The following is a 25,076-nucleotide window of genomic DNA, read 5'->3' as shown; positions in this document are numbered from 1 at the left end:
CTAGAAAAAGACTCAAAAAAGATTGGATTTCACTGCTCCCGATTTTTTTTAGTCTGCATATACTTTACAACATCTCAGGAAGAGAGATAAAGGATACACAGGATACGCTCAGGGCAGGACTTGCTAATGGATAAGCACCCACTTAAAGGAATATAGGGAAAAGCGAGCGAGATTGTATGTCACATGGTGTGATTACATTAAAGGACAGGGATTAAAGGTTCATGATGAATCTAGGGATTGCTTCAGGGGAGAGGCTAAACGTTGAAGGATAACGTTACTGCATTGGATATGCAGGTGGTTAAGGATGAGGAAGGAAGGTACATCGGATGTACTGGTAAAATGTGGCTTAGGAGATGCCAATTGTTGCAATTAACAGTGCAACACCTAGCTTGAAGCAACACGTTCAGGCTACCAAGTGCCAAGGTAAAATGAGGTGATGATTGGCACTGCTATTTTGGAAAGTAGCAAACAAGGAGAATTAGAACAAGGGCTTGTTCTTAGCAAGTGGATGGCAATGGATAAGACAGCGGACGTGTAAAAGGAAGATGGACACAGGGCAAGATGCCTTTATTCGCAAAACGAGAACACCAAGCGATGCCATGGAAGAGGAAAGATTCAGGACGTTGAACTACTCAACTTTGCAGGATGCATTTAGAAGATTCCGTAAGCGCGGCTCAGCAATGGGTCGCGCGCTTCTTATTTTATTCCTATCTATCGTGTGATATTGTGTTTGTGTTGTTAAGGTGAGCGTGCTGTCGAGATAAGCCTCGACCTACCATCATTTTGCTCACCGTGCTGCGCAAATAATGCAGCTTTTTATCGAAATAAATTTCGACCTACCGTCATCTTTCTCGCTGTACCGCGTAAACAATACTGTTTTTTTATCGAGATAAACCTCGACCTACGGTTTAGGGCCCGGCCTACAGTTTGCTGCGCTTACCTTTTAAGTAGGCATCTCTGAAATCGATAAAGTGCGCGGTTAATTTATCTGCCGCATCCTGCTCACCGCATTCAGCAAACAGTACACACGCGACTTCTGCCGTGCCAAGTTGATGTTCGTGCGGTGCGACTCGCAACTTGTAATCCGAGAGTTTTTCAGGGGCGATGGATAGCACAGGTAAGTTATCGAGATAGGGACTCTTTCTAAACATTTTCTTAGCCTCACGCCATGTGCCATCTAAAAAGATAAATAGCGGTGTTTTATTTTCAGTGCGAGTCACATTAGTAATTACCCTTTCAGGCTCCACGCCCTGCTCTGGGAAAATGACTATTGGTGCATATTGCTCGTCCGAAAGAAGCGCTAATAACGCAGCGTCAGGCTCAGTTCGATCCCAACGAAAGGCATGATTATTTGGGATCACATCGGCAATTAAGCGTCCAGTGTTAGAGGGCTTAAAGCTTTCGTTATGATACATAAGCAAGCACACAGCACAGTCTGCTTTAGCCACTTCAACTTTATCACAAATACATAGAGTCGTGGCTAATAAGCAGCATTCACAGCGCGTAAGCTTTGACCCTCTTGCCTTATATTCACGTTGAGCCGCAGCGATTTGGCGCTGCCTAAGCGCTAGTACTGAATTATTCACTCTGTTCCCCATCTAAAAATGCTGGCGTATTTTAGTAAAGCGCTAGGCTGGCGTCTACGCAAACTTATGTAACTCATTTACTCACCACGCAAGCTTTTGTACTCTATAGTTTTATTGAGCTCTACTCACCTTAGGAGTATACAAATGCAAGTAACGGACTCTGCAAGACTGAGTTATCGCCTACTCACCCCACAAGATGCACAGCTGCTCGCCGATCTTGATAGCGACCCTGAAGTAATGAAATACATCACAGGCGGTCAAACTAACTCACTTGAAGAAGTAAAAGCCGTATATATTCCACGTTTAACCGAATTTACTGATGAGAGCAAAGGCTGGGGGCTTTGGGGCTGTTTCGAGCTGCCACACAAGATGTTTATTGGTTGGGTTTTGGTTCGCCCTGCTAACTTCTTTTCAGAACAAAGAAACTATAAGGATTTAGAGCTGGGTTGGCGTTTTAAACAAGCCACTTGGGGCAAAGGGTTTGCGACAGAGGCAGCACAACACCTTATTCCAGAGCTAATAGCAGCAAACCCTACCTTGACGCACTTTAGCGCTATCGCTGAAGAAGAAAACCTTGGCTCCATCAGCATCATGAAGAAACTTGGGATGAGTTATGTGAAAAAAGGGCTTCACAAAGATATTTTAGGAGATATGGAAGTCGTTTATTATCATAAAGTTCTTAATTAACCGAACAAAAGCGCAACCACTTAACACCAGGGTTGCGCTAGTTCGCTGCTATTAAATGCCTTTGCGACGCAGTGGTTCGGCATACATGCTCAGCACCAATTGCTTCAGCTCTTCAGGTACAGACTCTAATTTAGAGATAAAGTCCTCTTTATCTTCTGGACTAACTTGCGCATCATCGCCTGCTGCTAGGTGATTGGTTGAATGCAGATAGTATAAATCTAAAATCTGTTTATCGATGACATTCGCCAGTTCATCTGGGTTTTCAACATCCGCAGTGATAGGGTCGCCAAATGCGATATGCACATGGCCTTTATCTGAACTAAAGCCCTCGACAATGCTAGCAATGTCTTCGCCTTGTGCTTTCACATATTGGCCAAACTGCTTTTTATGGTATAGCTCTTTAGCCTTAGCAACCGCGCACGGCTCATATTGATAGGAAATAGCAACGGGCACAATTCTTAGCTGCTTTACATAATCTGAAAAATCTAACTTTTGTTTGCGACCATTGAGCTGTAGCATTTTTAACAGTGCTGGATCGGTTTGATCCACTCCGTCCTTTGCACGGCCCTCTTTTTGCGCAATCCAAATGGAGTTACCTTCACTTAGTGAGTCAAAAATATAGGCTGAAAGCTGAGTTAATGCTTTTAGCATTTCTTTTGGCGCTTTTGCCGAACGTTTTACAATAAAACTCTTATTAAGACGCATAAGCTCGGTGATATAAGGTACTTGCAGTAAGTTATCACCAATAGCGATACGCACCGTGCGCATATCCTGCTGATGCAAGCCCCAGTTAACAAGCGCAGGGTCTAACACGATGTCACGGTGATTTGAAATAAATAAATAAGAGGTATTCGAGTCTAATGTTTCAAGGCCAGAATAAGTCACTTTAGACGTCGTTTTATTGATCAAAATTTGTAGGTAGTACGCCACTTCATCTTGTACTTGTTCAATCGTACAAAAATCTCCCCACTTCTTTTTTAGTTTCATTCTTACGAGTGGGCGTGCAATAGCGGGCCAAGCATTCAACCAAGCTGGCAGGTTATATTTGGCAATCACATCAATGAATTGATCATCACCCAGTAGACGTGCCAATGCTGGCACCACTTCATCATCATTATACGGTCTAATGTCAGCGTATTTATCCACTCTACTTCTCAAATTATCGGATTAACGAATACTGGAACGCATTCTATCGTGTCAAATAAACAGACGCTAAGCATTTCATGTCTGACCACCAAGGCGATATGCCAAGTTGGAACATTAAATGCTTAAACGTCAGGTAATTGTAATACGGTAAAAAGTACCACAATAGTTTATCTTCTAACAACTTTACCTAATTTGAGTATAGCTAATCTTAGTAAGAGTGCTGCTAATAATGCGCCCATTGATACTGTTAACCAATGTGGTAGCACTTCGTGTTCCTCTCCTATCATAGGCGTTACTACAAAACCGTAAGTATTGACCAAATAATCGGTTAAATAGCCAAAGATAAGTGCAACCCCGATGACACCGCCCAAATAGGCAAACACGGCACGACGCCCCAATTCTTTACCAACCACCCCAATTGTGGCGATGTTAGTTGCAGGACCTGCGAGCATAAATACCAATACTGCACCGGGTGACACACCTGCCATTAATAAACCCGCAGCGATTGGAGTTGAAGCGGTCGCACAAATATACATTGGGATACTGATAAGGATCACCACTAGCATGGCGATAATACCGTCGCCCCACTGAGATAAGAAAGACTCAGGGACAAAGGTTTGTACTAACGCAGCAAAGAATAAACCAATAAGTAGCCAAACCGCGGTGTCGGACAATAATTGATTACAGCTGAACTTAACAGCTTCTACAATTTTACCAAAAACCCCTTGGTTTTCAGGTACGGGGGCTGGCTCACAACAGCTTGCCGTAGCTGATGAAGAATCGCAACAACTGGTTACGGCAGGCTCCGTAGTATCACAACAAGACATATTCGCCCCTGCTGTTGCTAATTGCGGGCCAGCAGGCGCACAGCAGCTTGCGCTTACTTTTGCGGTTTCCACTTTTGCGCTGGCGCAACAACTATCATGGCCGTGATGCTTTTCAGTAGGCTTTGGCTCTGAGTGATGATTAGCGTCACAACAGCCGCTAGTCGCGCTTGGTTTATCTGAGGTATTAGGGTGTTTTAGCGATCCAGGCTTATCGTCTTTTTCACTGCCAACGAGCAGCCCTGCTGTAATTGCGCTAACCACGGCCGCAATTGGCCTAATTACTGCCATAAAAGGACCCAGTAGCACATAGGAAACCGAGATAGAGTCTACTCCAGTTTCAGGCGTTGAGACTAAAAATGCGGTCGTCGCACTTTTTGAGCCCCCCGCTCTTCTCAGTCCCACCGCAGCAGGGATAACCCCGCAAGAGCACAGCGGCATAGGCGCCCCAATCAGCGCAGCCTTTATCGTCGTCCAAAACCCTTCTTTCCCTAAATGCTTTTGCAACAAATCTTTTGGAATAAATACATTAAGTAACCCGGCCAATATTAGGCCAAGCAGTAACCACGGGGCAGATACTAAAAATAGCTGCCAAAAATTTACTATCAGTTCATTCATCGATAGCCTCCAAGGCCGTTAAAATCGAGCAGCTCACTGCCGCTTCCTTACCGCCGCAGCATTGCTCTGCTAGCGTCGATAACGATTGTTCAAATTTTTGTAACTCAGCGATCCGCGCTCTCACTAAATCCCGTTTAGTGATAGTCAGCGTTTTCACTTCTTCGCAACTGTGCTGATGCTTTTCAAACTTTATCTTCAGCAAGTCTTGCACTTCTTTAAGGCTGAACCCCACTTCCTTCGCGCGAAGAATAAAACGCATTTGCTTTTCACTTTGCTCATCAAACAACCGATACCCGCCCTCGCTCCTTGTGCAAGGGTGTAGGAGATCGTTTGCTTCGTAATACCTTAACGTGTCAGTTGATACGTTAAGCCGCTTTGCCAGCTCACCAATCTTTACCACTTTACACTCCCAAGTCCTGAAGATTATCCTAGTCGACATCACAAGTATAAACCTTAGAGTTAACTCCAAAGTCAAGAAAAGGATAAAAATAATGCAAATAGTGGTATTAGACGCTAAAACCCTTGCAGGAACCGATCTTTCTCCCATTGCCAAGTTAGGCACATTAACGTCTTACGACACCACATCCAGTGATGAAATCATCACACGCTGTAAAAATGCAGCGGTAATCGTCACCAATAAAGTGAAGTTAAATGAAGAAATAATCGCGGCGTTACCGCAATTACGCCTGATTTGTGTTGCGGCCACAGGCGTAAACAACATCGATTTAGCAGCCGCAAAAGCCCATCAAATTACGGTCACTAATGTGGCAGGTTACTCAACTCCCTCTGTGGTGCAGCACACCTTTACTATGCTTGGTAACTTAATGACAAATATTCATCGTTATCAGCAAGACTGCCAAGCAGGACTTTGGCAACAAAGTGACATGTTTTGTCGCTTGGACTACAGCATCAACGAAATTTCGGGCAAAAATTTTGTGATCATAGGCCACGGAACATTAGGAGAAGCCGTCGCAAAAGTCGCGCAAGCATTTGGGGCTCAAGTAATTATCGCTGAACGTAGAGGTGTAACCAAGGTTAGAGCAGGACGCGTGGCTTTTGAAGAAGCACTGCGTATTGCGGATATTGTATCTATTCACTGCCCACTTACCGCTGAAACTGAAAACCTGATTGCGAGCGCTGAGTTCGCCCTACTTCCAAATCATGCTTATCTTATCAACACAGCAAGAGGCGGAATAGTCAACGAGCAAGCGTTGGTGGATGCACTAACTAACAAGCAAATAGCAGGGGCTGCTGTGGATGTCCTCACACAAGAGCCGGCACAAGCATGCAATCCACTCGTTCAATACCTAGGTGAGAACTTGCTTTTGACACCGCATACGGCATGGGCAAGTAAAGAGGCCATCGAACGTTTAGTCGGCGAAATTGCCATTAATATTGAAAGTTTTGTGGCCGGCACAACGAGAAACCAAGTGGTCTAGGTTGTTGCTTTAGTGAGTGTTCTCGCTAAATGTTAGTGAAAATCATCAACCAAGAACTGATTAAAAATCAACAACAAATTGATATTTATAGACTTTATTAGTTGGCAAAGAGTTTGCAACCCTTGTGATAATTCAAGCAAAAATAAATGGCTGTTTGCATTATTTGCTCAGCAACAAAATTAAAAAGGAAAACAACAATGAAAAAATTAATGTTAGTGGCTGCGCTTAGCTCTACTCTATTATCAGGCTGTATCGTTGCTGTATCCGACGGTGAAGTAGAGCACGGTTGGGCTTCTGAATACAATTCATCTAACTGGGAACATAAACAGCGTAAAAATCGTGAAAAGATTGCCAACCTTGAAATGGGCGCATCTTACTCATCAGTAAAAGACATGTTTGCAACCCCTGACTTTAGCGAGTTGGTGTCAAAAGGCGGCGACAACTATCAAGTGCTATACTATGCGACCAACAGCAAACACTCGGACGGCAAAGTAACAAAAGATGAGTGCACGCCATTGGTATTCAAAAACAACCAATTGATTGGCTTTGGCGACAACGCACTAAAACAAATTCAGTAAGACTTTATCGCACCAAGGACGGTGGGTAAACTCGCGTGCAGTTGTGCGGCAAGCTCCTTATTTTCCCGTCATCTTCATAAGTTAAAAACGAAACCCTGCCAAATTTTAATAAACCAGCCTATTAAGCTGAGCCGTCCTTTGATACAAGCTCATATCTATACTTCCACTCGAAATAGGCAAGCATGATGACAAACATAGCTTCACAAACAATAAAAGCAATACCAATTAGACTTGCAACGTTAAAATACTGAACAACCACTCCAACACAGACTAACGCCCAAAAAAGATTGCCGAACACCAAAAGCTGCAAACGTTTTATGCTCCTCGACTTTTGAATGGCAAGGCTAAATGAGTACCAGCCATACAACAGATTTGATACTGCGATAAAGATAATGGTTTGTTCAGGTATATGGTAGATCGCACCAATCATTGAGTGGAAAAGCAATACGATTAATCCCACGGATATGGCCGCTATGCAATCCACCCAAATTATCTTACGTTGTATGTTCATAGAATAAGCCTAACACCGCACTAAAAGGCACTAAATATCGGTTAAAGGTCTATAAAGCACGAGCATAGCCAAGCTTTATGCGGTGCACTTCTTGTTCGAATACAGATGCGCACTTGCCCCTGCATATGACTTTAGATGGTTATAATGCATTAATAAATACCGTACTTTGTTGTTTCTGTGCAACAGCAAGAGCATTATCAGCCATTTTTATTAGTTCACCAAGCTCACTGCTACAATGAGTTTCAATATGAGCCGCACCGATGCTAACGCTCACATGCGCACATATTGGAGAAGCAATGTGGGGGATTTTTAAAGCATTGACCGAGGTATGCAGTGCTTCTGCTATCTCATTAATGACGTCGATATTATGCTGAGTTAGCACCAAAGCAAAGCGAGTACCATCGAAACGGCCAATAAATAAGGAGCGCTGGGTTGCGGCTTCTTCTAGCGCTTTGGCAACCTTAAATAAACAATCATCGCCATGCATATAGCCATAGTGCTCATTAAACGTTTTAAAATAATCCACCTCAACCAGCATAACAGTAAACGCACTGCCATCGGCTTTTGCGCTCTCTAATGCTGAGTTCATGGCTTCATCTAAATACCTGCGATTGGGTAACTCTGTTAAGCCATCTATAGAGGCTAGCTTTTCTAACAGATCATTTTTCTTTTTTATCGCTAAATGATTTTTGATTCTGGCTTTCACAATCAGCGGATTAAACGGTTTGGTTATATAATCTACCGCGCCTAACTCTAAGCCTCTTGCTTCATCCTTAAAGCTCACACTACCTGAAATCACGACAACCGGAATACCGTAAGTACCCGCATCCCTTTTTAGACTTTCTAAAACAGAAAATCCAGCACCATCAGCCATTAGCACATCTAAAATAATCAGGTCAGGTTTGCTTATTTTTAATTCATCAAGACATGAGTTAGGATCCGCGCTATGGGATAGCCTTTGACCTTCAGCCAATATATTGCTTAGAACCATCTTGTTTATTGGATCATCGTCAATAATGAATATGTGCTCCGCTTGCTGCATCTTGTAACGCTACCTTTTTAGCTCGATAAAGCACATTACCTGTGAAAGTGCATTTGTTAACACCTCCAAGTCAGTGCGATTTGTTATTGTTGTGATCGTTTTGCTTTGCGTTTCAAGGTCTTTTGCGACTTTCGCTAATCGTTTAAAGCCCAAACCTGCTGCCGCGCCTTTAATTCCATGTGCTAGCTCAAACAATGCCGAGCCTTGCTCGATGTCAGCGACCTGTTCTAGGTAATCATGACAAAGTTTAGCAAATTTATCTAACATTGTTTGCAAAAACGTTTCATTTTGCATCATTTGTGACAGCGCAAACTCATAATCAAAAAATGCTTCTTCTGTTTTATCTAGCTGGAAAATATTGCTTGCCAATGCCTTACACGCCTGCATACTATTAATTGGCTTTACCAAATAATCATTCATACCAACAGCTGTGGCTTTTGCTCGCTCCTCTTTGCTAGCATTGGCGGTTAAAGCGATAACGGGTAGTTCAGTTTCAGACCATGTTTCTCTGATCAGCTTGGTTGCTTGATAGCCATCTATATTTGGCATGTGGATATCCATCAGAATAATATCGGGTCGCAACGATCGACAAATTTCATCGATATCTTCAGCACTTTGTAGCCCTACAGTAGAAATACCGTTTTGCTTCAACATATTCTCAGTAATGTCTAAATTTAAGCTATTATCATCAACCACTAAGCAAAGCGCGCCAGCAACTTGCATACACACGTTGTCGACGGTTTGCGTCATATGGGCAAACTCAGCAAGCCAAGTATAAGCCGATTGGTAAAACACATACTGATTAAGCGCAATATGGTTACTTTGCTCAGGAAACTCCCCTTCACAATGTAGTAATAACGTAGTATTTCCAGGTAAAGAATAAGAAGGGTTAGGCACTACATCTGGTGGAATAACTACAATAGATTTATCAAGCTGAGTGCGCATCTGGTGTAGCTGCTCGATAGATAAAGGCTCTGCGAGACCCTCAAAATAGCTTGGTAGACATTGAGCTTCAGTGGTGAGGCAGTACACTTCTTTGTGACTGTCTACAACCGGACAAGCTCCTTTATCTAGTACCAGCTCGAAGAAAAAGCAGCTTCCTTCGTTGGGGGTTGAGTTTACCCCGATATCGCCGCCAAGGAGTGCAACCTCTTGCTTTACAATTGCAAGACCCAAACCAATACCTTCATGGCGGCGCGTGAAGCTTTCATCTCCTTGAGTAAAGGCATCAAAAAGGTGCTCTACTTCTTGTGATTTGATCCCAACCCCGGTATCCCAAACAGCAAACTTAACGGTTTGCTTTGCAGCTCTATCTAGAAGTAATGTCACCTTCAAACCAACCTTGCCATGATTAGTATACTTAACTGCGTTGCCAAGCAGGTTGACCAAAATCTGCTTTATTTTATCCTCATCGCTGTATAGATAAGGCCAAACCTGAGGGTCGACCTGTAGTTCAAACCCTAAGCCTTTTTGTATACACAAGGGTTTAATCAGCGATTCTATCGCAGTAAATGAATGGCAGGTTTGAAACGTTTCATATTGAATTGTGCCTTGGTGGCTTTCGACTTTGGCAAATTCTAAAATACTGTTGAGCATAGTAAGCAGCTCATTTGCAGCCCCAGAAAGCTGCTGTAATTTTTTATTTTGAACGCGAGTAAGGGTCTCACTTTTGATCATATCCGCCAAACCTAATATGGCATTAATTGGCGTTCTAATTTCATGGCTAATATTGGCGATAAAGCGGCTTTTTGCGAGCGTTGCACGCTCGGCATCTTGCTTCGCTAGTAACAGACCGGTGATATTTTGAATATGGATCACGTAGTATTTAGGGCGCTTGTTTTTATCCCAAACTAAGGAAATACTCAGTTGTAACCAACGATGCTTACCCGACTGTGAAATCGTATGCTCAACAACTTTCTTTTGCTCTTTTAACAGCCCAGCTAGAACAGGCTTTAGATCTTGCCAATTTTGCTCATCAAACAAGCGCTCCAGCTGCTTTTCTCCCGTATTCTTATCAAGTGATAAGTAACGTTTAGCCGCCTTATTCATCTCCAAGATTTTTCCGCTGATCGCGGCCAAAATAACGCCATTAGGCGCAAATTCGGTCGCAGCTCTAAAGTTCTCTTCAGAGTCTCTCAGGGCATTGTACGCCTCTTGTGCCGCGGTAATGTCCCTTGCCACTCCCAAACAACCAATTAGTTTTCCGGTTTCCGACTTTAATGGGGTGATCGTCAAGAAGTAGGTATTTGCCCCTAGTACAAAGTTAGTTGCGACTTGCTCTTGCAAACGCTCCATCGCCGCTTCTTGCTCAAGTAATATGCTTAGCCCAGATGTCACTTCAGGCTGTGTTTTCGCAACTAAGTCCGACTTATCGACACCCATAAACTCTTCAAACGCCCGATTGCAGCCAATGAATGAGCCATCGATATTTTTGAAGTAGATGATGTCGGGTACTGAGTCCAGTACTGCATTAAGTAAAGCAGCTTGCCGCTCTTTTATTTCAAAACTTTGTTTTAGTGCCTGCTGTTTGCGCTTAATCTCATCGTCAAGTTCTTGATTATGCTGTTTGAGTGCATGCATTAAGCGAGACTTTTGCTCGACCACCTGCTTGATCTGAATAAACCAAGGTTGCCATTCGGTAGGAATTGGGTAGCTCAAGGTAGCTTGTGGAGAGTGCTCCTGCAAAGACAAATAGTTCACAAAATGCTTTAAAGGTCGAACGAATATTTGCCCGCTTAACCATACAATCGTCACAAAGGTAAAAAGGATAAAAAATAGCAAAAGTGCGAGTTCAAGTAAGACTTCCCGCAGTAGCGGAGCGGCAAACTGCTCATAGCTTTCATGATAATTTAAACTAATGGGTTCTTTGGCTGGCTTGGCAATAAAGTGTAACCCGTGCTGCCAAGGTGTAGCAGAGTTAGTAAGTCTATTGTGATCATGCTCGTAACGCTTGCCAGCTATAATCTCATCACTTTGGTTTTTAAATTCCATCGTACCGTCTAAGGAGCCGATGTTTAACAACCACCTGTCAATAATATCGCTATCGTAGATCATCAATACATGGGCGTTATCCACCGTTGATAGCTTCTTACCGAGCGCAAACATTTGTCTATCGAAAAACTTCACAGGTGGTCCAACGACTACATTGCCCAAGCTAAAATCGGGTTCGAACTTACCTTGAACTAGCCGCGTTATAAAATGACTGCTAGAGGCTTCTCGACGTTTAATATATGCAAAGCCGTCATCTTCTACGTATGCAACTGCATACAATCCACCTTGTAACGCAAGCGCGGCATCAAAAGCAGTGTTAAGTGACAATACGGTTTGCCATCGCTTAGTGGCAAAAAGTGCTTCACTGACTTGCCCACGACCAACAATTTCTCCACCATTGTTAGGTAGCGCATGATAATAATGTTTAGGGTGTTGTTCTATATCTTCCAACCACTCTGGCGGTCTTTTAAATGAAATGGGCTGCGCTAGGTTGACGGCGATACTATCAAGGACAACATGCGCGGCATAAAATTCTTGTTTCAGCTGCTGAGCAACATATTCATACTGCCCAAAACGAACTTTGTACTGACGTTCGAGTTTAATTTGGTAGAGATGGTAGGCTAAGACGAGGACAAGTAGGATGGGTATTATTACCGCCACTAAAATTCCCTTTCGATAACTTTTTAGTGGTAAAAACTCTTTTGTCGCATCCATTTACTGGCTCGTTCCCGTTTGCACACAGTGTTAGCAAAAGAGTAACGAGCCAGTCGGCTCAAGGCAAGTTATAAATTTTCTTCGGCAAAACTTGCCAAGCGGCTTCGTACTACGCCGTTTAAGTTAATGGTAGCGCTGCCTTCAAAGTCTTTAAAGCGCTCAACAATATAAGTTAGCCCAGATGTCACAGGAGTGAGGTAATTACTATCAATCTGGGCGAGATTTCCAGTGCAAATTAATTTAGTCCCCTCACCGCAGCGAGTGATGATGGTTTTTAGCTGTGATGCCGTTAAGTTTTGGCTTTCGTCTAAAATGACAACCGCATTTTGAATACTTCGGCCACGCATAAAGTTCACCGATTTAAACTGAATGTTCGCCTTTTCCATAATGTAATTACGGCTAGTCACAGGGCTTTCATCATGTTTGTGAAGCACTTCTAAGGTATCTGTGATCGCCGCAAGCCAAGGGGCCATTTTCTCTTCTTCCGTGCCAGGTAAGAAGCCGATACTCTCTGCTATTTCAGGGGTATTTCGCGTTACAATTACCTTGTCGTAAATCCCTTTCTCAATGATCATTTCAAGCGCGCAGGCAAGCGCCAATAAGGTTTTTCCACATCCCGCAGGCCCGGTTAGTATCACCAGCTCTATGTCAGTATCAAGTAACGCATCCAGTGCCATACCTTGGTTAATATTCTTCGGTTTCACTCCCCATGCTTGACGGTGCATCAAACGTTCAACACCTAAGTCTTTTAATCGAATATGTTCAGAGTCGTATCCCACAACCCGAGCTGCAAAGTGATTAGTATCATCTATTAAGTATTCATTACAGAACACATCGGGTACGAGCGACTTTGGTACATCATGCACGGTGTAACGCCCATCTTGCTGCGTTTGGCACTCACCTACATTTTGCCAAAAGTCGCCTTCAACTTTTTTAAAGCCACTGGTCAACAACGCAATGTCGTCAATTAGCTGGTCGGTACGGTAATCTTCAACATACTTGAGTCCAGCGCCTTTCGCTTTAAGTCTCATGTTGATGTCTTTGGTAACCAGCACTACTTTTTTGTCACTGTACTGAGTTTGCAGGTGTACCGCACAATTTATAATGCGGTGGTCATTTTCGTTGCCGGGTAACCCGGAGATGGAGTCTTGAAAAAGGTGATCGTTTACAATAATCAATTTACCTGAACTGGGCGTTCGGTGACTTTCTATCCTCAATGTTGGTAGCGCTACCCCCTCTAGCATTTGCTCTGGTGTTGCATCGCGAAGCACATCATCTAACCCACGAATTGCAACTCTTGCGTCTCGGCTCACGTCACTCTTTCGATCTTTAATGTGATCAAGTTCTTCAAGGACAGTCATGGGAATAACGACATCATGTTCTTGGAAGGAGAGGTAAGCGAGTGGTTCATGGAGAAGTACGTTGGTGTCGAGCACGTACACTTTATGGTCTTTGTCTTGTTTTACCATAGCGCATTCCTGTTGTTTACAGATTATTATGCTATACCCAATACACAACGATGTGACTGGTTATGTTTTGGATATAGTTCAAGTTTAGTCTATTTGTCACAAAAGTCGCTTTTATGACAGTAGAAAATCCGACTTGCATATTGATAAAAAACAACTAGTTGGCGATTGTCATGCCAACTAAATTGAAAAAGCACCAGCGCTTGATAAATAAAGGCTTGAGTCGCTGTTGTGTATTGAACAAACCGACATGAATAGGTAACATAGCCGCCTTTTTTCTGCATAGACGAGATAACCATGAATTTTTCCTTAGGTCAGCGCTGGATCAGTGATACTGAATCAGATTTAGGATTGGGTACAATAGTGGCACTTGAGGGGCGTCAAGTGACTATTTTATTTCCCGCTAGCGGAGAAAACCGTGTTTACTCAGTACAGGAAGCACCTGTAACTCGAGTCGTATTCAACCCAGGCGATGTGATCCGCCATGTTGAAGAGTGGGAACTACGTGTTGACAGCGTGGAAGAGCAAAATGGACTATTTTGCTATCATGGTACTCGAGTAGATAATGAAGAAGAGACTTCATTTAAAGAGACCTTTCTTGATCACTTCCTCAAGTTCAATAAACCTCAAGATCGTCTGTTTGCAGGCCAAATCGACCGTTTTGATCGCTACACACTGCGCTATCAAACTTGGCAACACCAGTTTGATAAAGAGCAATCTCATCTTAAAGGATTGATAGGTCAGCGCGCTAGCCTTATTCCGCACCAGCTGTATATTGCCGATGAAGTCGGTAAGCGCTTTGCACCTCGCGTACTTCTGTCTGATGAAGTAGGCCTAGGCAAAACCATTGAAGCGGGCATGATTTTACACCAGCAGATTCTCTCTGGTCGTGCCAACCGTGTGTTAATCGTGGTCCCAGAGAACTTACAGCACCAATGGCTTGTAGAGATGCTACGCCGCTTCAACCTGCACTTTTCGATTTTTGATGAAGAACGTTGTAGTGAAGCTTATGCAGATGCACCGAATGTATTCGAAACAGAACAACTAGTTTTGGTTAGTCTAGAGTTTATTACCAAAAAGCGCCGCTGGTTTGAGCAAGCCACACTCGCTGATTGGGATCTACTGATTGTCGATGAAGCACACCATCTGACGGTCACTAAGGAAACGCCAAGCACTGAATATCAACGTATTGCCGAGCTTTCTCAAGACATTCCTGGACTTATCTTGTTGACTGCAACACCGGACCAACTGGGCCATCGCAGTCATTTTGCCCGTTTACAGCTACTAGACCCTGATAGGTTCTACGACTACGACGCATTTGTTGAAGAAGAAAGTCATTATAAAGAGGTTGCAGAAGCCGCTAACAACTTACTACAAGATAAAAAGCTAGATGCAAAAGAAGAGCAAACACTTTGTACACTGCTAAAAGAAACCGATATTTCTGAGCTTCTAGCAAAGGCACAAAATGGCGATAGCGATGCCAAAGCAGAAATCTTGTCTATGCTATTAGACCGTCATGGTACTGGCCGTATTCTATTTAGAAATAGCCGCAGTGGCATTGATGGCTACCCAAGTCGTTTATTACATCAATACCCAGTCCCTTTACCTAAGCAATACAAAACAGCAATGTCGGTAATGGGTAACATTGGCGGTATTCAAAGCCCTGAATTTAATGCGATGCGTGCGTTATTTCCTGAAAAGATCTTCCAAGAGTTTGAAGGTGAAGGAAGCGGCTGGGCACAGTTCGACCCTCGCGTTGAGTGGTTAATTGCTAAATTGAAAGAGTTAAAGCATGAAAAAGTACTGCTTATTTGTGCCAAAGCAGAAACCGCAATTAGCCTTGAGCAAGTATTACGCGAACGCGAAGCCATTAAAGCTGCGGTATTCCACGAAGGCATGTCCATCATTGAACGTGACCGTGCGGCAGCATTTTTTGCAGATGAATACGATAGTGCGCAAGTATTACTTTGCTCAGAAATTGGCTCTGAAGGTCGTAACTTCCAGTTTTCGCATCACTTAGTACTATTTGACCTACCGCTTAACCCTGACTTACTTGAGCAACGTATTGGTCGTCTTGACCGTATTGGGCAAAAACATGACATCAATATTCATGTGCCTTACTTTGAAAACACCGCACAAGAAGTATTACTACGTTGGTATCACGAAGGCTTAGATGCGTTTGAAACCACCAGCACCACGGGGCAAATGCTGTATAAGTCTTTCTCTGATGATTTGTTAGCACTGATCGCCGAGCACAACTGTGACGAAGACGAATTAGACCCTTTATTGGCGCAAGCCGCAAAAGAAAATGCTCAGCTGCGAACAAAGATGGAGCAAGGTCGAGACCGCCTACTTGAGCTTCACTCAAGTGGTCAAGGTAAAACAGATAATATCGTTGCTGAACTTGAAGCACTTGATAACGACGTGATTTTGCCTGCGTTTATGATTAATGTGTTTGATACTTTTGGTGTTAACCAAGAAGACAAAGGCGAGAATACGATTATTCTCAAACCAACCGAACACATGCTAAACCCTTCTTTCCCTTGTTTGAAAGACGATGGCATCACAGTGACTTTTGACCGTAACACCTCACTGTCACAAGAAGACGCGCATTTCATCAGCTGGGATCACCCCATGGTCAGCGGCGTGATGGATATGATCTGTAACGATGACTTTGGTTGTGCGTCAGTGGCGCTGCTCAAAAACAACAAACTACCTGTCGGTACTTTCTTTGTTGAAATGATCTTCGTTGCAGAAGCTTCTGCGCCTAAGTCTCTTCAGGTGGGCCGCTTTTTACCACCAACACCAATTCGTGTCCTAATGGATAAAGGTGGCAATGACTTAGCCCAAAACGTTGCGTTTGATGCATTTAATCAACAGCTTTCTGCCGTTGGTAGGCAAACTGGCAGTAAACTAGTTAATGCCCTACAAAGCGCTATTCACCCGCTTATTACTCAAGCTGGCGATATTGCACAAGCTCAACTTGAAAGCATTCAAGCCAACGCGATGGATAAAATGCAAAAGCAATTAGGTGATGAGCAAGGTCGTTTGCAAGCACTTAAAGCTATCAATCCGAACATCCGTGACGAGGAAGTTCAAGTGTTTGATAAACAAAGAGCTGAGTTGAGCACACACATTGAAAAAGCGCAGCTTAAGTTGGACGCGATTCGTTTAATTGTGGTTGCCAACCAATAAATCTCCCACACCGAAAGAGAGCCGAGGCTCTCTTTCTCGCTACCGCTCACTTAGCAACTCATATATAATACGCGGCTTCGTTCTGTTCATGCTGAGGCAGCTGGTGTTACTAAATTACGCTCCCCCCCTTTCTCCCTATCTTGATATTTTGTACCAAGATGAAGATATGTTAGTGATCAATAAGCCCAGTGGGTTACTTACTGTACCAGGCAAAGATCCAAAACACTGGGACAGCGCTATCGCCAGAGTGAATTTTGTCTACCCTACGGCAAGAATTGTGCATCGCCTTGATATGGCAACATCCGGCGTGCTGTGCCTTGCTATGAATAAAGCAGCGCATCGCCATCTGAGTATTCAATTTCAAGACCGTTTGACCCACAAGCACTACATCGCCCGAGTTCATGGCAAATTACAACAACAAACGGGTTCTGTTGATTTACCGCTGGTGTGTGATTGGCCTAATCGCCCAAAGCAAATGGTTTGTCATGAGACCGGAAAACCTTCATTAACACATTTTGAAGTCATGGAATATGAAGCACAGGCAACACGCGTTAAACTAACCCCCATCACTGGACGCTCTCATCAACTCAGAGTACATATGCTTTCGCTTGGGCATGTAATTCTTGGCGATCGACTATATGCCAAAGGCGAGGCGTTAGCGGCTGCTTCACGTCTACAATTACATGCTGAGATGTTGCAAATTTCACATCCAACAACCAATGAGATGATGACCTTTACCGCACAGGTTCCTTTCTAAGTAACCTGTTTACTGTGTTAGTTAGAAGCGGTTTCGAAACTGTGGCCTTCGAAAAATTAAGCAAATTTAGCGTTGCCAGCTAACGCTCAGATTAACGTTTGCTTAGTCACTAAACAAAGCGGGTAAAAAGCACGCGGTTAACACATAAATTGCATTACTATGGTTTCGTGATCGGCATATGTTTTATATACTGTAATTGTTCCCTAGCTCGTAGGACAGCTGATTAAGTCCCTGAGCCGATAAATTTCGTTTAGGATAGCAGTTTGTTTACTATTGAGCATGCTCGGCATGTACCGAGAAGCCTACGGTAGGCTGTTGCTCTCCGCCTTGAACCTCAGGGTTCAAGGGCTGACATCGGCATCCGCGAAGCCGGGGAACAACCTTCCTCACTATGTACCTGATTACCATCGACTTCACGCGCTCTCAAGCCCAATTCAATACGATAAAACCGATAATATAAAAAACCTCTCGGGTAAGGTAGGGGAAAGAGAGTCAAGAAATAAACGCTAAAACGAGTCTACGAAAGACAATTACAAGCCAATCTCATATTTTAGTGTTTTATTTAATGCAAGTGAGTACCAACTCACCACAAGACATCTTAATATGAAAGAAAAAGCTGTCATAAACTTTCATTTTATTGATAACCTTTTGTTCTATTCCATAGTCAAAGAATATTTTAGCCCAGCCAATAAAACCTCTATAGTAGCGCGTTATTTTCATGTATTTCGAAAGGTATTCTGATGTCTTTTGCTGTTATCGCCGCGTTGGCGGTTTTTATTGCCATACTTTTCGGTCTTTATCGCTTCCAACAGCGCTCCGAAACCCTGTCACGGACGGTATTACTAGGCTTAGTTGCAGGTAGCCTATTTGGACTCGCGCTGCAATTTATTTTCTCTGGTGACTTAACCACCAAACAGACTGTACTAGATTGGGTTGCGATTGTTGGTAGCGGCTATGTCAATCTACTCAAAATGGTGATTATGCCATTGGTCTTAGTTTCTATGATTGCCGCGGTCGTAAAACTAGATAATCAAGGCTCTCTTGGAAAGATCTCGTTTGTCACTATCGCTATATTAGTGTTTACCACGGCCATCGCTGCCCTTATTGGTATTTTTATCACTCAAGCATTTGGACTAAGTGCAGCTGGCTTAGTAGAAGGCGCACGCGAAACAGCCAGAATAGCGGTACTTGAGGAACGCGCAACAACCGTTGCCGATTTAACCATTCCACAAATGCTGCTTAGCTTTGTACCAACCAATCCATTTGCTGACTTAACAGGCGAGCGCTCTACCTCGATTATCGCCGTGGTGATTTTTGGTGTGTTAACTGGTATTGCCGCTCGTAGAGCTATCATGGAAGAGTCTGATTTAAGTAGTCCTATAAAAAATGCAGTAGAAGGCGCACAGGCCGTTGTACTGAGATTAGTACGTATGATCATCGCCCTCACGCCTTATGGTGTAGCAGGTTTGATGACCAAAGTGATAGCCACATCAAGCATGGCTGACATTATTAGCTTGCTCGGTTTTATTATTGCCTCTTACGTTGCCATTTTACTGATGTTTGCCGTACATGGTTTGTTAGTTACTTTAGTGGGTGAAAATCCAAAGCATTTCTTCCAAAAAATTTGGCCTGTTTTAACTTTTGCTTTCACCTCACGAAGCTCTGCGGCAACCATCCCACTGAACGTTGAAGCGCAGATCCACAAGCTTAATGTTCCACCTGCGATTGCAAACCTTTCTGCATCGTTTGGTGCAACTATCGGACAAAATGGCTGTGCTGGTATTTATCCTGCTATGCTTGCTGTTATGGTCGCGCCAACCGTAGGAATTGACCCATTCGCACTCGACTTTATTATCTCTTTAGTGGCTATGGTTGCAATTAGCTCGTTTGGTATTGCGGGTGTTGGAGGTGGTGCCACTTTCGCGGCGCTGGTGGTACTGCCTGCGATGGGATTACCAGTGACAATTGCTGCGCTACTAATTTCTATTGAGCCATTAATTGATATGGCAAGAACGGCACTCAATGTATCGGGTTCAATGACCGCAGGTACAGTGACAAGTCGCTTGTTAAAGCAAAAGCATACTAACGAAGCAATGTAGTGCTATGACAGCTTAAGGGCCAGTTAGTTATCTGGCCCTACACTTTCAATCAATCACAAGCTTTGCAGTGCCAAGCCAAAAAGACAACAAGGACTTCATTGAATCCACCAGCTCGTGGTATTGGGACGGTTTGGTCATATAAGAATTTGCCCCAAGCAAATAACACTGTTTTATATCTAACTCTGAGTCTGATGTGCTAAACATAATAACTGGAATATGCTTAAGGTTTGCCGCCCCGCGCATCTCAGCTAATACATCTTTGCCGCTTTTTCGGGGCATATTTAAATCAAGAATAATAAGGCTAGGTAATAGCTCAGAGCTATTAAGTTTTTCAATCAATTCAACGCCGTCACTTACAAATTGCAACTTCGTATCCACCACGCCGTTATCTTCAAACGCATCACGGATCAATTCTTGGTCGTCGAAATCATCATCTGCAACCAAGATATAGTTCACAGAGTGAAGTCGCTTAATTAAATCATGATGATGGATCATTCACACTCTCCTTAAACTCGCATTAACCTCGAGTTTGTATGCTGATATCAGAGCCGTATCTGTGGCTCTACAGCTAAATTAATTGTCTTGCGCTGAAACAGGCAAGCTAAAGTAGAAAGTAGAGCCTTGCCCTACTTTCGTTTCGACCCATATGCGACCATGATGTCTCTCGACGATTTTTTTACAAATAGCAAGTCCAAGCCCAGTACCGGCATATGCGCTACGACCATGTAATCTTTCGAAAAGATTGAAGATCTGCTCACTAAATTCAGGATCAAAGCCAATTCCGTTATCTTTCACCGCAATAACCAGTTCGTTGTCTTTGCGTTCGCTGCTAATGGTGACTCTTGGCGCTCTTTGTGGCGCACTAAATTTAATCCCATTATTGATTAAGTTTAGCAGCACTCGTTGCAATTGCCTGCGGTCTCCAAATACATCACCAAGCCCTGTGGTATCCACTTGTGCGTTTGATTCTTTAATCACTAACTCAAGATCCAGTAAAGTTTCAGCTAACGCATCATCACCATCAAATGATTTAAATGACTCACCTTTACGATCAATCCGTGAAAAGCTCAGCAACCCTTTAATCAATTTTTGCATTCTTTCGGCTGAATCCATCATGCGTTTGAGATAAGAAGCATGTTTTTCATTGAGCCCCTCAGCTGAACATTGGATCCGATCACCAAACATTTGAATTTTTCTAAGCGGCTCTTGTAAGTCATGAGATGCTAAAAAGGCAAAGCGCTCCAGCTCTTGATTCGATTCTTGTGCTTTCTCAAGTGCTATCGTCAGTAGTTGCTCTGCTGTACGACGCGAGGTGATCTCGTTTTCCAAAGCTTCGGTACGCTTAGTGACTTTTTGCTCTAAAATTGCATTGAGCTTTTTATATCGCTCTGATTTAGCCAGCACATAATTAACCAAGGTATTTCTAAACTTCAATGCACAACTGACTTCAGCTTCTGTCCAAGGGTGAGACTTGCATTTCACATTCTCGACCCATAACTTAAACGAGCTGCGTGGCATTAAGCGATGGCTACCATCATCCAAAAACTCAATGGATTTTTCAGGCTTCCCTCCCCAGTTTTTGGTTTGAACAACTTCTTTTCTAAACCATATGATGAAGTGATTAGCATCCGCAGAAAGTGGCATCAATAACACCCCACTCGCGGTTTTCGCAAAGGCTTTGAATGTTTCGTTAAGTTCACCTAAGTTATGACAATAAAAAATAGAGTCATCCCCAAGTTGGTGCTCTACGAGCCATTGGTAAATAGCTTCAATATCCACCTTTGCGGGAGTTTGCCCGTAGCATTCCAAATCATTCTCAACACGCCACGCGACACCCGTAGCTTTCATCATTTCTTGCAATGCCGCAGACTCATACCGCAGACCATCAGCAAAGAAGATCTCTTTTGCCATACGCTCTGTAACAGTAGAGCTTAATGTCAGTGCATTAGCTTCAGCCATTGCTTCTAAGGATGAGGTTTTGAGAGAGATCAGATAAGATAACATCAACCCCATATACTGGGCGACTTCACGAGTGTTAAATGGCACTACGTGCTTTTCGTAGTGGTGACAAGCAATCAGCCCCCACAATTTACCAGCGACAATAATACTGATAGACATGGTCGCCTTTACACCCATATTACGTAAGTACTGGCAGTGAATTGGCGAAACACTCCGTAAAATACAGGCGCTTAAATCTATTGGCTTATCTTGCGGATAAAGCAGTGAATTTTCGCCATCAACGTCGGCAAGTAAACGAACAGGATTTCTTAAATAAAGTGCTCTTGCTTGTTTTGGAATGTCTGACTCCGGAAAGTGCTGGTTTAAAAACGAATTAAGGCCACTACGCTTCGATTCAGCAACCACCTCACCATTGTACTCGTGATCAAATTTATACAGCATCACCCTATCAAACTGCGTTAATTCTCTAATTTCTTCCACGGCCATTTCGTAAGAAGCCTGCAAAGATTGAGAGTCAACCATACTAGACAAGGAGTGCTTCATAAGGTGCTGCATTGAATGGTTGCCTTCAATGCCATGCACCGTATTTTGTTCAAGCTCTAAAATCAGCCCTTCTTCGTTTTGGCTAGCAACCACAGAGAATTCAATACGTTTTGAATCTTTGGTTGTTACCGTGGTCACCATCGGATTTAAGCGGTGAATATCAGAGGTCTTATAATTGCTGGCAAGCAACTCAAAAAATGGAGACGCAAAAATCTTTTCAGCATGAGTATTGACTAAAGCGCTAGGTTCAAAGCCTACAAGCTCGGCAAAATTCTCACTAAAGTAACGAAGTTTCAATGTGTTAGCATCAAGTAGCAATAAATAACCATGCGACTGAATCGAGCCTGGAATATGAATTGGCTCTTTGTGACAGTTGTCTAGTGTTGCTTCGAACTTCTCCACCTTTATATGCCCCCCTCCTTTTATCTAGCTTCATCATCGTATCATGGATCCCCACCTAGTATGCAAGCAGCTCGAAGTAGATACACACTCGGTTCACAAAGCGATTAAATGCGATTAGACTTGCACAATTAGGAAGTAAAAAAGTAAGTGTATTATGACAACCACAGTAAAGTGCCCAACCTGCCAACAGGCTGTTGAATGGTCAGATAAAAGTCCATTTCGCCCGTTTTGCTCAAAGCGCTGCCAATTAATTGATTTAGGTGATTGGTCTGACGAATCAAACGCGATTTCTACACCGATAAAAAGTGGTGAACTCACCCCCCAAGATGCGGAAAGTTTGATTGAAGATATAGAAGCGATGCTGGCCAAGAACGACGATAGCTTTTTTAAAGAATAGACCTGCGGGCCGGTTTCCTCGGCCTTCACTCTCTGATATTAGTTTATTAAACTAGTAAAAGAGCAAACTCGACAAATCACTAGCTATCTTTTTTTGCTTGTTCCTCTTCCTCCTTTTGCTCCGTACTTCTCACCTCACTTTGATAGGTTTTAGCTATATGCCCCGCCCCTTCTAAAATATCACTTAGCTGGATCCGGCAAATTTCCGACAATTTAATTAAGGTGCCCAAGCGAAATGAGCTTGTTCCGTTGAGGTAATCGTCTAATGTGGTGAGACCTATTCCGAGCTTTTGGCTAATGGTTTTTTTAGTATAGCCTCTACGCTTTTTGAGTTCTTTTAGCAGTTCTCGGATCCTAAGTGTCACCTCGTACTCTTCAGGTGTCTGCATGTCTCCCTCAGTGATACCTAGTAACAAACAGCCAACAACAAAGAATACCCTTAGTTACTCTGAAGAAAATAAAAGTTATTGGAAAGTTTGTGTGCGTAAATTAAGAATTTTTCAATTCGACACTATTTCAAAGAGTTATCCGCAGACTCGCTAGATGTACTCCTAATCGAAAAGTACCACAACGCACACATGTTATCAACATGTAACTTAAACCTATGTAAACAGTCGTATTATTCTATACATTGATTGCAATGGATCAGTTCTTTATATCAAACTGGAGTACAGGCTCTTATTTTATAAGAAGATGATAAGTAGCAAGTGATTGATAGAGCCCTTACCAGGAAGGCCAGGGCTAGATTGGAGGAAAACATTGAGATTTAATCTGCCTTTTTATTACCTTTGTGGCTTCGACGTGACTTAAGTGCTTGGAGTTTATCGCGCTGCTCTTCGCTTAGCACATGAAACACTTTGTGACGAGTTTCCATCGAAAGTAGTGCCCACGCTTGCTTTTTATCTTGGCTTTTTTCCAATAAAAGTTGCGCTTGAGCCTTATCAAAATTTGGCGCTAACATGAGTGCTTTCATTTCTTCACGATAACTTGAATGTGCTTCTTTCCCACTTTCTTTTAGCGCTTTTTTGGCAGTTTTGTAGTCCGCATAAATTGTCTTTAGTTGGCTTTGCTGCGCTTCTGTTAACTCTAATAACTTCTGCCCTTTATCTGATAGTAACAACCTTGCTGAGTGTTCAAGATGCCCGCCCGCAGGACCTGCACTTGCGGTGAAGCTGAAAGTCGATACGCCAAGCGCTGTAACTAATGCTAAAGTAGATAGTAATTTCATAATGTTGGCTCCTTGTTCGCCATTGCTTTGTCACCATCAAATTTAGCAAGCGCAAAGAAAAGGAACGTCAGACAGAGGTAAAGTTTTGTCAGTGCTTTGCAAAAAAAAGCAAAGGCAATTTACATAAGGCGTTGAAGTAAGGTGTAATATGCTAGAGCCAAACTATTCAGGCCAACGCTAAACAACAATGCTGGACTAAGTATGACAATGAAACATTCCATTTTACTTATTGATGACGACCAAGAACTTTGCAGCCTGTTAAAAGAATACTTTACTGCTGAAGGCTTTGAGGTGGCGATGGCCCACACTGGAACTGAAGGTCTGAAGCTGGCATTAAAACAAAATTTCGACCTAATATTATTAGACGTAATGCTTCCCGAGATGGATGGTTTTGAAGTACTGAAAGCGCTACGTGTCCAGAAGATGACACCCGTTATTATGTTAACGGCAAAAGGCGATGACTTTGACCGCATCTTTGGTTTGGAGCTAGGTGCTGACGATTATATTCCAAAACCGTTTAACCACCGGGAGCTACTTGCGCGCGTTAAAGCCATTACGCGTCGCGTCGATCATTATAAGCAACACAGTCCGGATGATACCTTTACTATCCATCAATTGCGTTTAGATGTGGCTTCGAGAAGCGCCACTGTTAATGGCGAAATGCTGTCGCTGACGGGCACCGAATACGAAGTACTACACTTACTGGTCAGAACCGCAGGAGAAGTGGTCGACAAGCAGACTATTTCACGACAAGTACTAGGCCGACCACTTGTGCCTTATGATCGCTCTATCGATATGCATGTCTCTAATGTTCGTAAAAAAATTGCCGCATTAAGTGAGCATACTTATATCAAAACGATCCGCGGCGCTGGCTATATTTTTCTAAAGGCGTAAT

At 43.1% G+C, this 25,076-nt stretch carries 21 protein-coding genes and 1 other RNA gene; 9 read left to right on the top strand and 13 right to left on the bottom strand.

The window, feature by feature from the left end:
- Positions 1 to 920 precede the first annotated feature (920 nt).
- A complete protein-coding gene (locus L1D50_RS06110; protein ID WP_128728513.1) occupies positions 921 to 1,586 on the bottom strand; it encodes a DTW domain-containing protein in 666 nt (221 codons plus the stop codon).
- Positions 1,587 to 1,730: 144 nt separating this feature from the next.
- Here L1D50_RS06110 and L1D50_RS06105 point away from each other — a divergent pair, with 144 nt between their 5' ends.
- Complete coding sequence (locus L1D50_RS06105; protein ID WP_128728514.1) at positions 1,731 to 2,273, top strand: GNAT family N-acetyltransferase; 543 nt, start codon at positions 1,731 to 1,733, stop codon at positions 2,271 to 2,273.
- A gap of 51 nt (positions 2,274 to 2,324) precedes the next feature.
- Here L1D50_RS06105 and L1D50_RS06100 read toward each other — a convergent pair whose 3' ends face one another.
- The 3 genes from L1D50_RS06100 to zntR form a co-directional block, all read right to left on the bottom strand.
- Positions 2,325 to 3,419 carry a 1-acyl-sn-glycerol-3-phosphate acyltransferase gene (locus L1D50_RS06100; RefSeq protein ID WP_128728515.1) on the bottom strand — a complete coding sequence of 365 codons (1,095 nt, stop codon included), beginning with the start codon at positions 3,417 to 3,419 and terminating at the stop codon, positions 2,325 to 2,327.
- A 167-nt stretch (positions 3,420 to 3,586) separates the two neighbouring features.
- A complete protein-coding gene (locus L1D50_RS06095) occupies positions 3,587 to 4,861 on the bottom strand; it encodes an SO_0444 family Cu/Zn efflux transporter (RefSeq protein ID WP_239965701.1) in 1,275 nt (424 codons plus the stop codon).
- On the bottom strand, positions 4,854 to 5,261 hold the full coding sequence (zntR, locus tag L1D50_RS06090) for a Zn(2+)-responsive transcriptional regulator (RefSeq protein WP_010606066.1): 408 nt from the start codon (positions 5,259 to 5,261) through the stop codon (positions 4,854 to 4,856). Before zntR ends, L1D50_RS06095 begins: the two co-directional genes overlap by 8 nt.
- A 91-nt stretch (positions 5,262 to 5,352) precedes the next feature.
- Between zntR and L1D50_RS06085 the strand changes: the two genes are divergently transcribed.
- Together L1D50_RS06085 and L1D50_RS06080 are read left to right on the top strand one after the other, a co-directional pair.
- Positions 5,353 to 6,300: a D-2-hydroxyacid dehydrogenase gene (locus tag L1D50_RS06085; protein WP_239965700.1), complete on the top strand. Its 948-nt coding sequence runs from the start codon at positions 5,353 to 5,355 to the stop codon at positions 6,298 to 6,300.
- Between the two features lie 197 nt (positions 6,301 to 6,497).
- Positions 6,498 to 6,878, top strand: a complete 381-nt coding sequence (locus L1D50_RS06080; RefSeq protein WP_239965699.1) for a DUF3192 domain-containing protein — start codon at positions 6,498 to 6,500, stop codon at positions 6,876 to 6,878.
- 121 nt (positions 6,879 to 6,999) lie between these two features.
- Here L1D50_RS06080 and L1D50_RS06075 read toward each other — a convergent pair whose 3' ends face one another.
- From L1D50_RS06075 to L1D50_RS06055, 5 genes are all read right to left on the bottom strand, one after another.
- Positions 7,000 to 7,389, bottom strand: coding sequence for a hypothetical protein (locus L1D50_RS06075; RefSeq protein ID WP_128728518.1), 390 nt, complete (start codon positions 7,387 to 7,389; stop codon positions 7,000 to 7,002).
- A gap of 139 nt (positions 7,390 to 7,528) precedes the next feature.
- The gene (locus tag L1D50_RS06070) at positions 7,529 to 8,431 is read right to left on the bottom strand and encodes a diguanylate cyclase (protein WP_138522069.1); all 903 of its coding nucleotides are present in this window, start codon (positions 8,429 to 8,431) and stop codon (positions 7,529 to 7,531) included.
- Positions 8,432 to 8,440: 9 nt separating this feature from the next.
- Complete coding sequence (locus L1D50_RS06065) at positions 8,441 to 12,136, bottom strand: response regulator (RefSeq protein WP_239965698.1); 3,696 nt, start codon at positions 12,134 to 12,136, stop codon at positions 8,441 to 8,443.
- Positions 12,137 to 12,204: 68 nt separating this feature from the next.
- Positions 12,205 to 13,605 (bottom strand): PhoH family protein, encoded by a 1,401-nt coding sequence (locus L1D50_RS06060; RefSeq protein ID WP_128728521.1) that lies wholly within the window; start codon positions 13,603 to 13,605, stop codon positions 12,205 to 12,207.
- 89 nt (positions 13,606 to 13,694) lie between these two features.
- Positions 13,695 to 13,901 (bottom strand): hypothetical protein, encoded by a 207-nt coding sequence (locus L1D50_RS06055; RefSeq protein WP_239965697.1) that lies wholly within the window; start codon positions 13,899 to 13,901, stop codon positions 13,695 to 13,697.
- On the opposite strand from L1D50_RS06055, the gene rapA reads away from it, so the two are divergent.
- From rapA to L1D50_RS06035, 4 genes are all read left to right on the top strand, one after another.
- Positions 13,900 to 16,797, top strand: coding sequence for an RNA polymerase-associated protein RapA (gene rapA, locus L1D50_RS06050; protein ID WP_239965696.1), 2,898 nt, complete (start codon positions 13,900 to 13,902; stop codon positions 16,795 to 16,797). The genes L1D50_RS06055 and rapA overlap by 2 nt on opposite strands.
- A gap of 103 nt (positions 16,798 to 16,900) precedes the next feature.
- A complete protein-coding gene (gene rluA / locus L1D50_RS06045) occupies positions 16,901 to 17,554 on the top strand; it encodes a bifunctional tRNA pseudouridine(32) synthase/23S rRNA pseudouridine(746) synthase RluA (protein WP_239965695.1) in 654 nt (217 codons plus the stop codon).
- Between the two features lie 197 nt (positions 17,555 to 17,751).
- Positions 17,752 to 17,934: non-coding RNA, 6S RNA (ssrS, locus tag L1D50_RS06040), on the top strand.
- Between the two features lie 360 nt (positions 17,935 to 18,294).
- Positions 18,295 to 19,653, top strand: a complete 1,359-nt coding sequence (locus L1D50_RS06035) for an L-cystine transporter (RefSeq protein WP_128728525.1) — start codon at positions 18,295 to 18,297, stop codon at positions 19,651 to 19,653.
- Positions 19,654 to 19,698: 45 nt separating this feature from the next.
- Here the strand turns inward: L1D50_RS06035 and L1D50_RS06030 are convergent, their stop codons facing one another.
- Positions 19,699 to 20,148 (bottom strand): response regulator, encoded by a 450-nt coding sequence (locus tag L1D50_RS06030; RefSeq protein ID WP_128728526.1) that lies wholly within the window; start codon positions 20,146 to 20,148, stop codon positions 19,699 to 19,701.
- A 78-nt stretch (positions 20,149 to 20,226) separates the two neighbouring features.
- Entirely contained in the window at positions 20,227 to 22,557 is a 2,331-nt protein-coding gene (locus L1D50_RS23545) for an ATP-binding protein (protein ID WP_239965694.1), read from the bottom strand.
- Positions 22,558 to 22,711: 154 nt separating this feature from the next.
- On the opposite strand from L1D50_RS23545, the gene yacG reads away from it, so the two are divergent.
- Entirely contained in the window at positions 22,712 to 22,954 is a 243-nt protein-coding gene (gene yacG / locus L1D50_RS06020; protein ID WP_128728528.1) for a DNA gyrase inhibitor YacG, read from the top strand.
- A 79-nt stretch (positions 22,955 to 23,033) separates the two neighbouring features.
- Here yacG and L1D50_RS06015 read toward each other — a convergent pair whose 3' ends face one another.
- Together L1D50_RS06015 and L1D50_RS06010 are read right to left on the bottom strand one after the other, a co-directional pair.
- Entirely contained in the window at positions 23,034 to 23,342 is a 309-nt protein-coding gene (locus L1D50_RS06015; RefSeq protein WP_239965693.1) for a helix-turn-helix transcriptional regulator, read from the bottom strand.
- A 377-nt stretch (positions 23,343 to 23,719) separates the two neighbouring features.
- Positions 23,720 to 24,181 carry a Spy/CpxP family protein refolding chaperone gene (locus L1D50_RS06010; RefSeq protein ID WP_239965692.1) on the bottom strand — a complete coding sequence of 154 codons (462 nt, stop codon included), beginning with the start codon at positions 24,179 to 24,181 and terminating at the stop codon, positions 23,720 to 23,722.
- Positions 24,182 to 24,388: 207 nt separating this feature from the next.
- Between L1D50_RS06010 and L1D50_RS06005 the strand changes: the two genes are divergently transcribed.
- Entirely contained in the window at positions 24,389 to 25,075 is a 687-nt protein-coding gene (locus L1D50_RS06005) for a response regulator (RefSeq protein ID WP_128728531.1), read from the top strand.
- Position 25,076: the final 1 nt, after the last annotated feature.

Origin of the sequence: Pseudoalteromonas sp. Isolate6, from assembly GCF_022398435.1 — a bacterium.
GTDB lineage: Bacteria > Pseudomonadota > Gammaproteobacteria > Enterobacterales > Alteromonadaceae > Pseudoalteromonas > Pseudoalteromonas galatheae.
The sequence above is the reverse complement of the archived record's forward strand: the minus strand, read 5'-3'. Positions and strand labels throughout refer to the sequence as shown.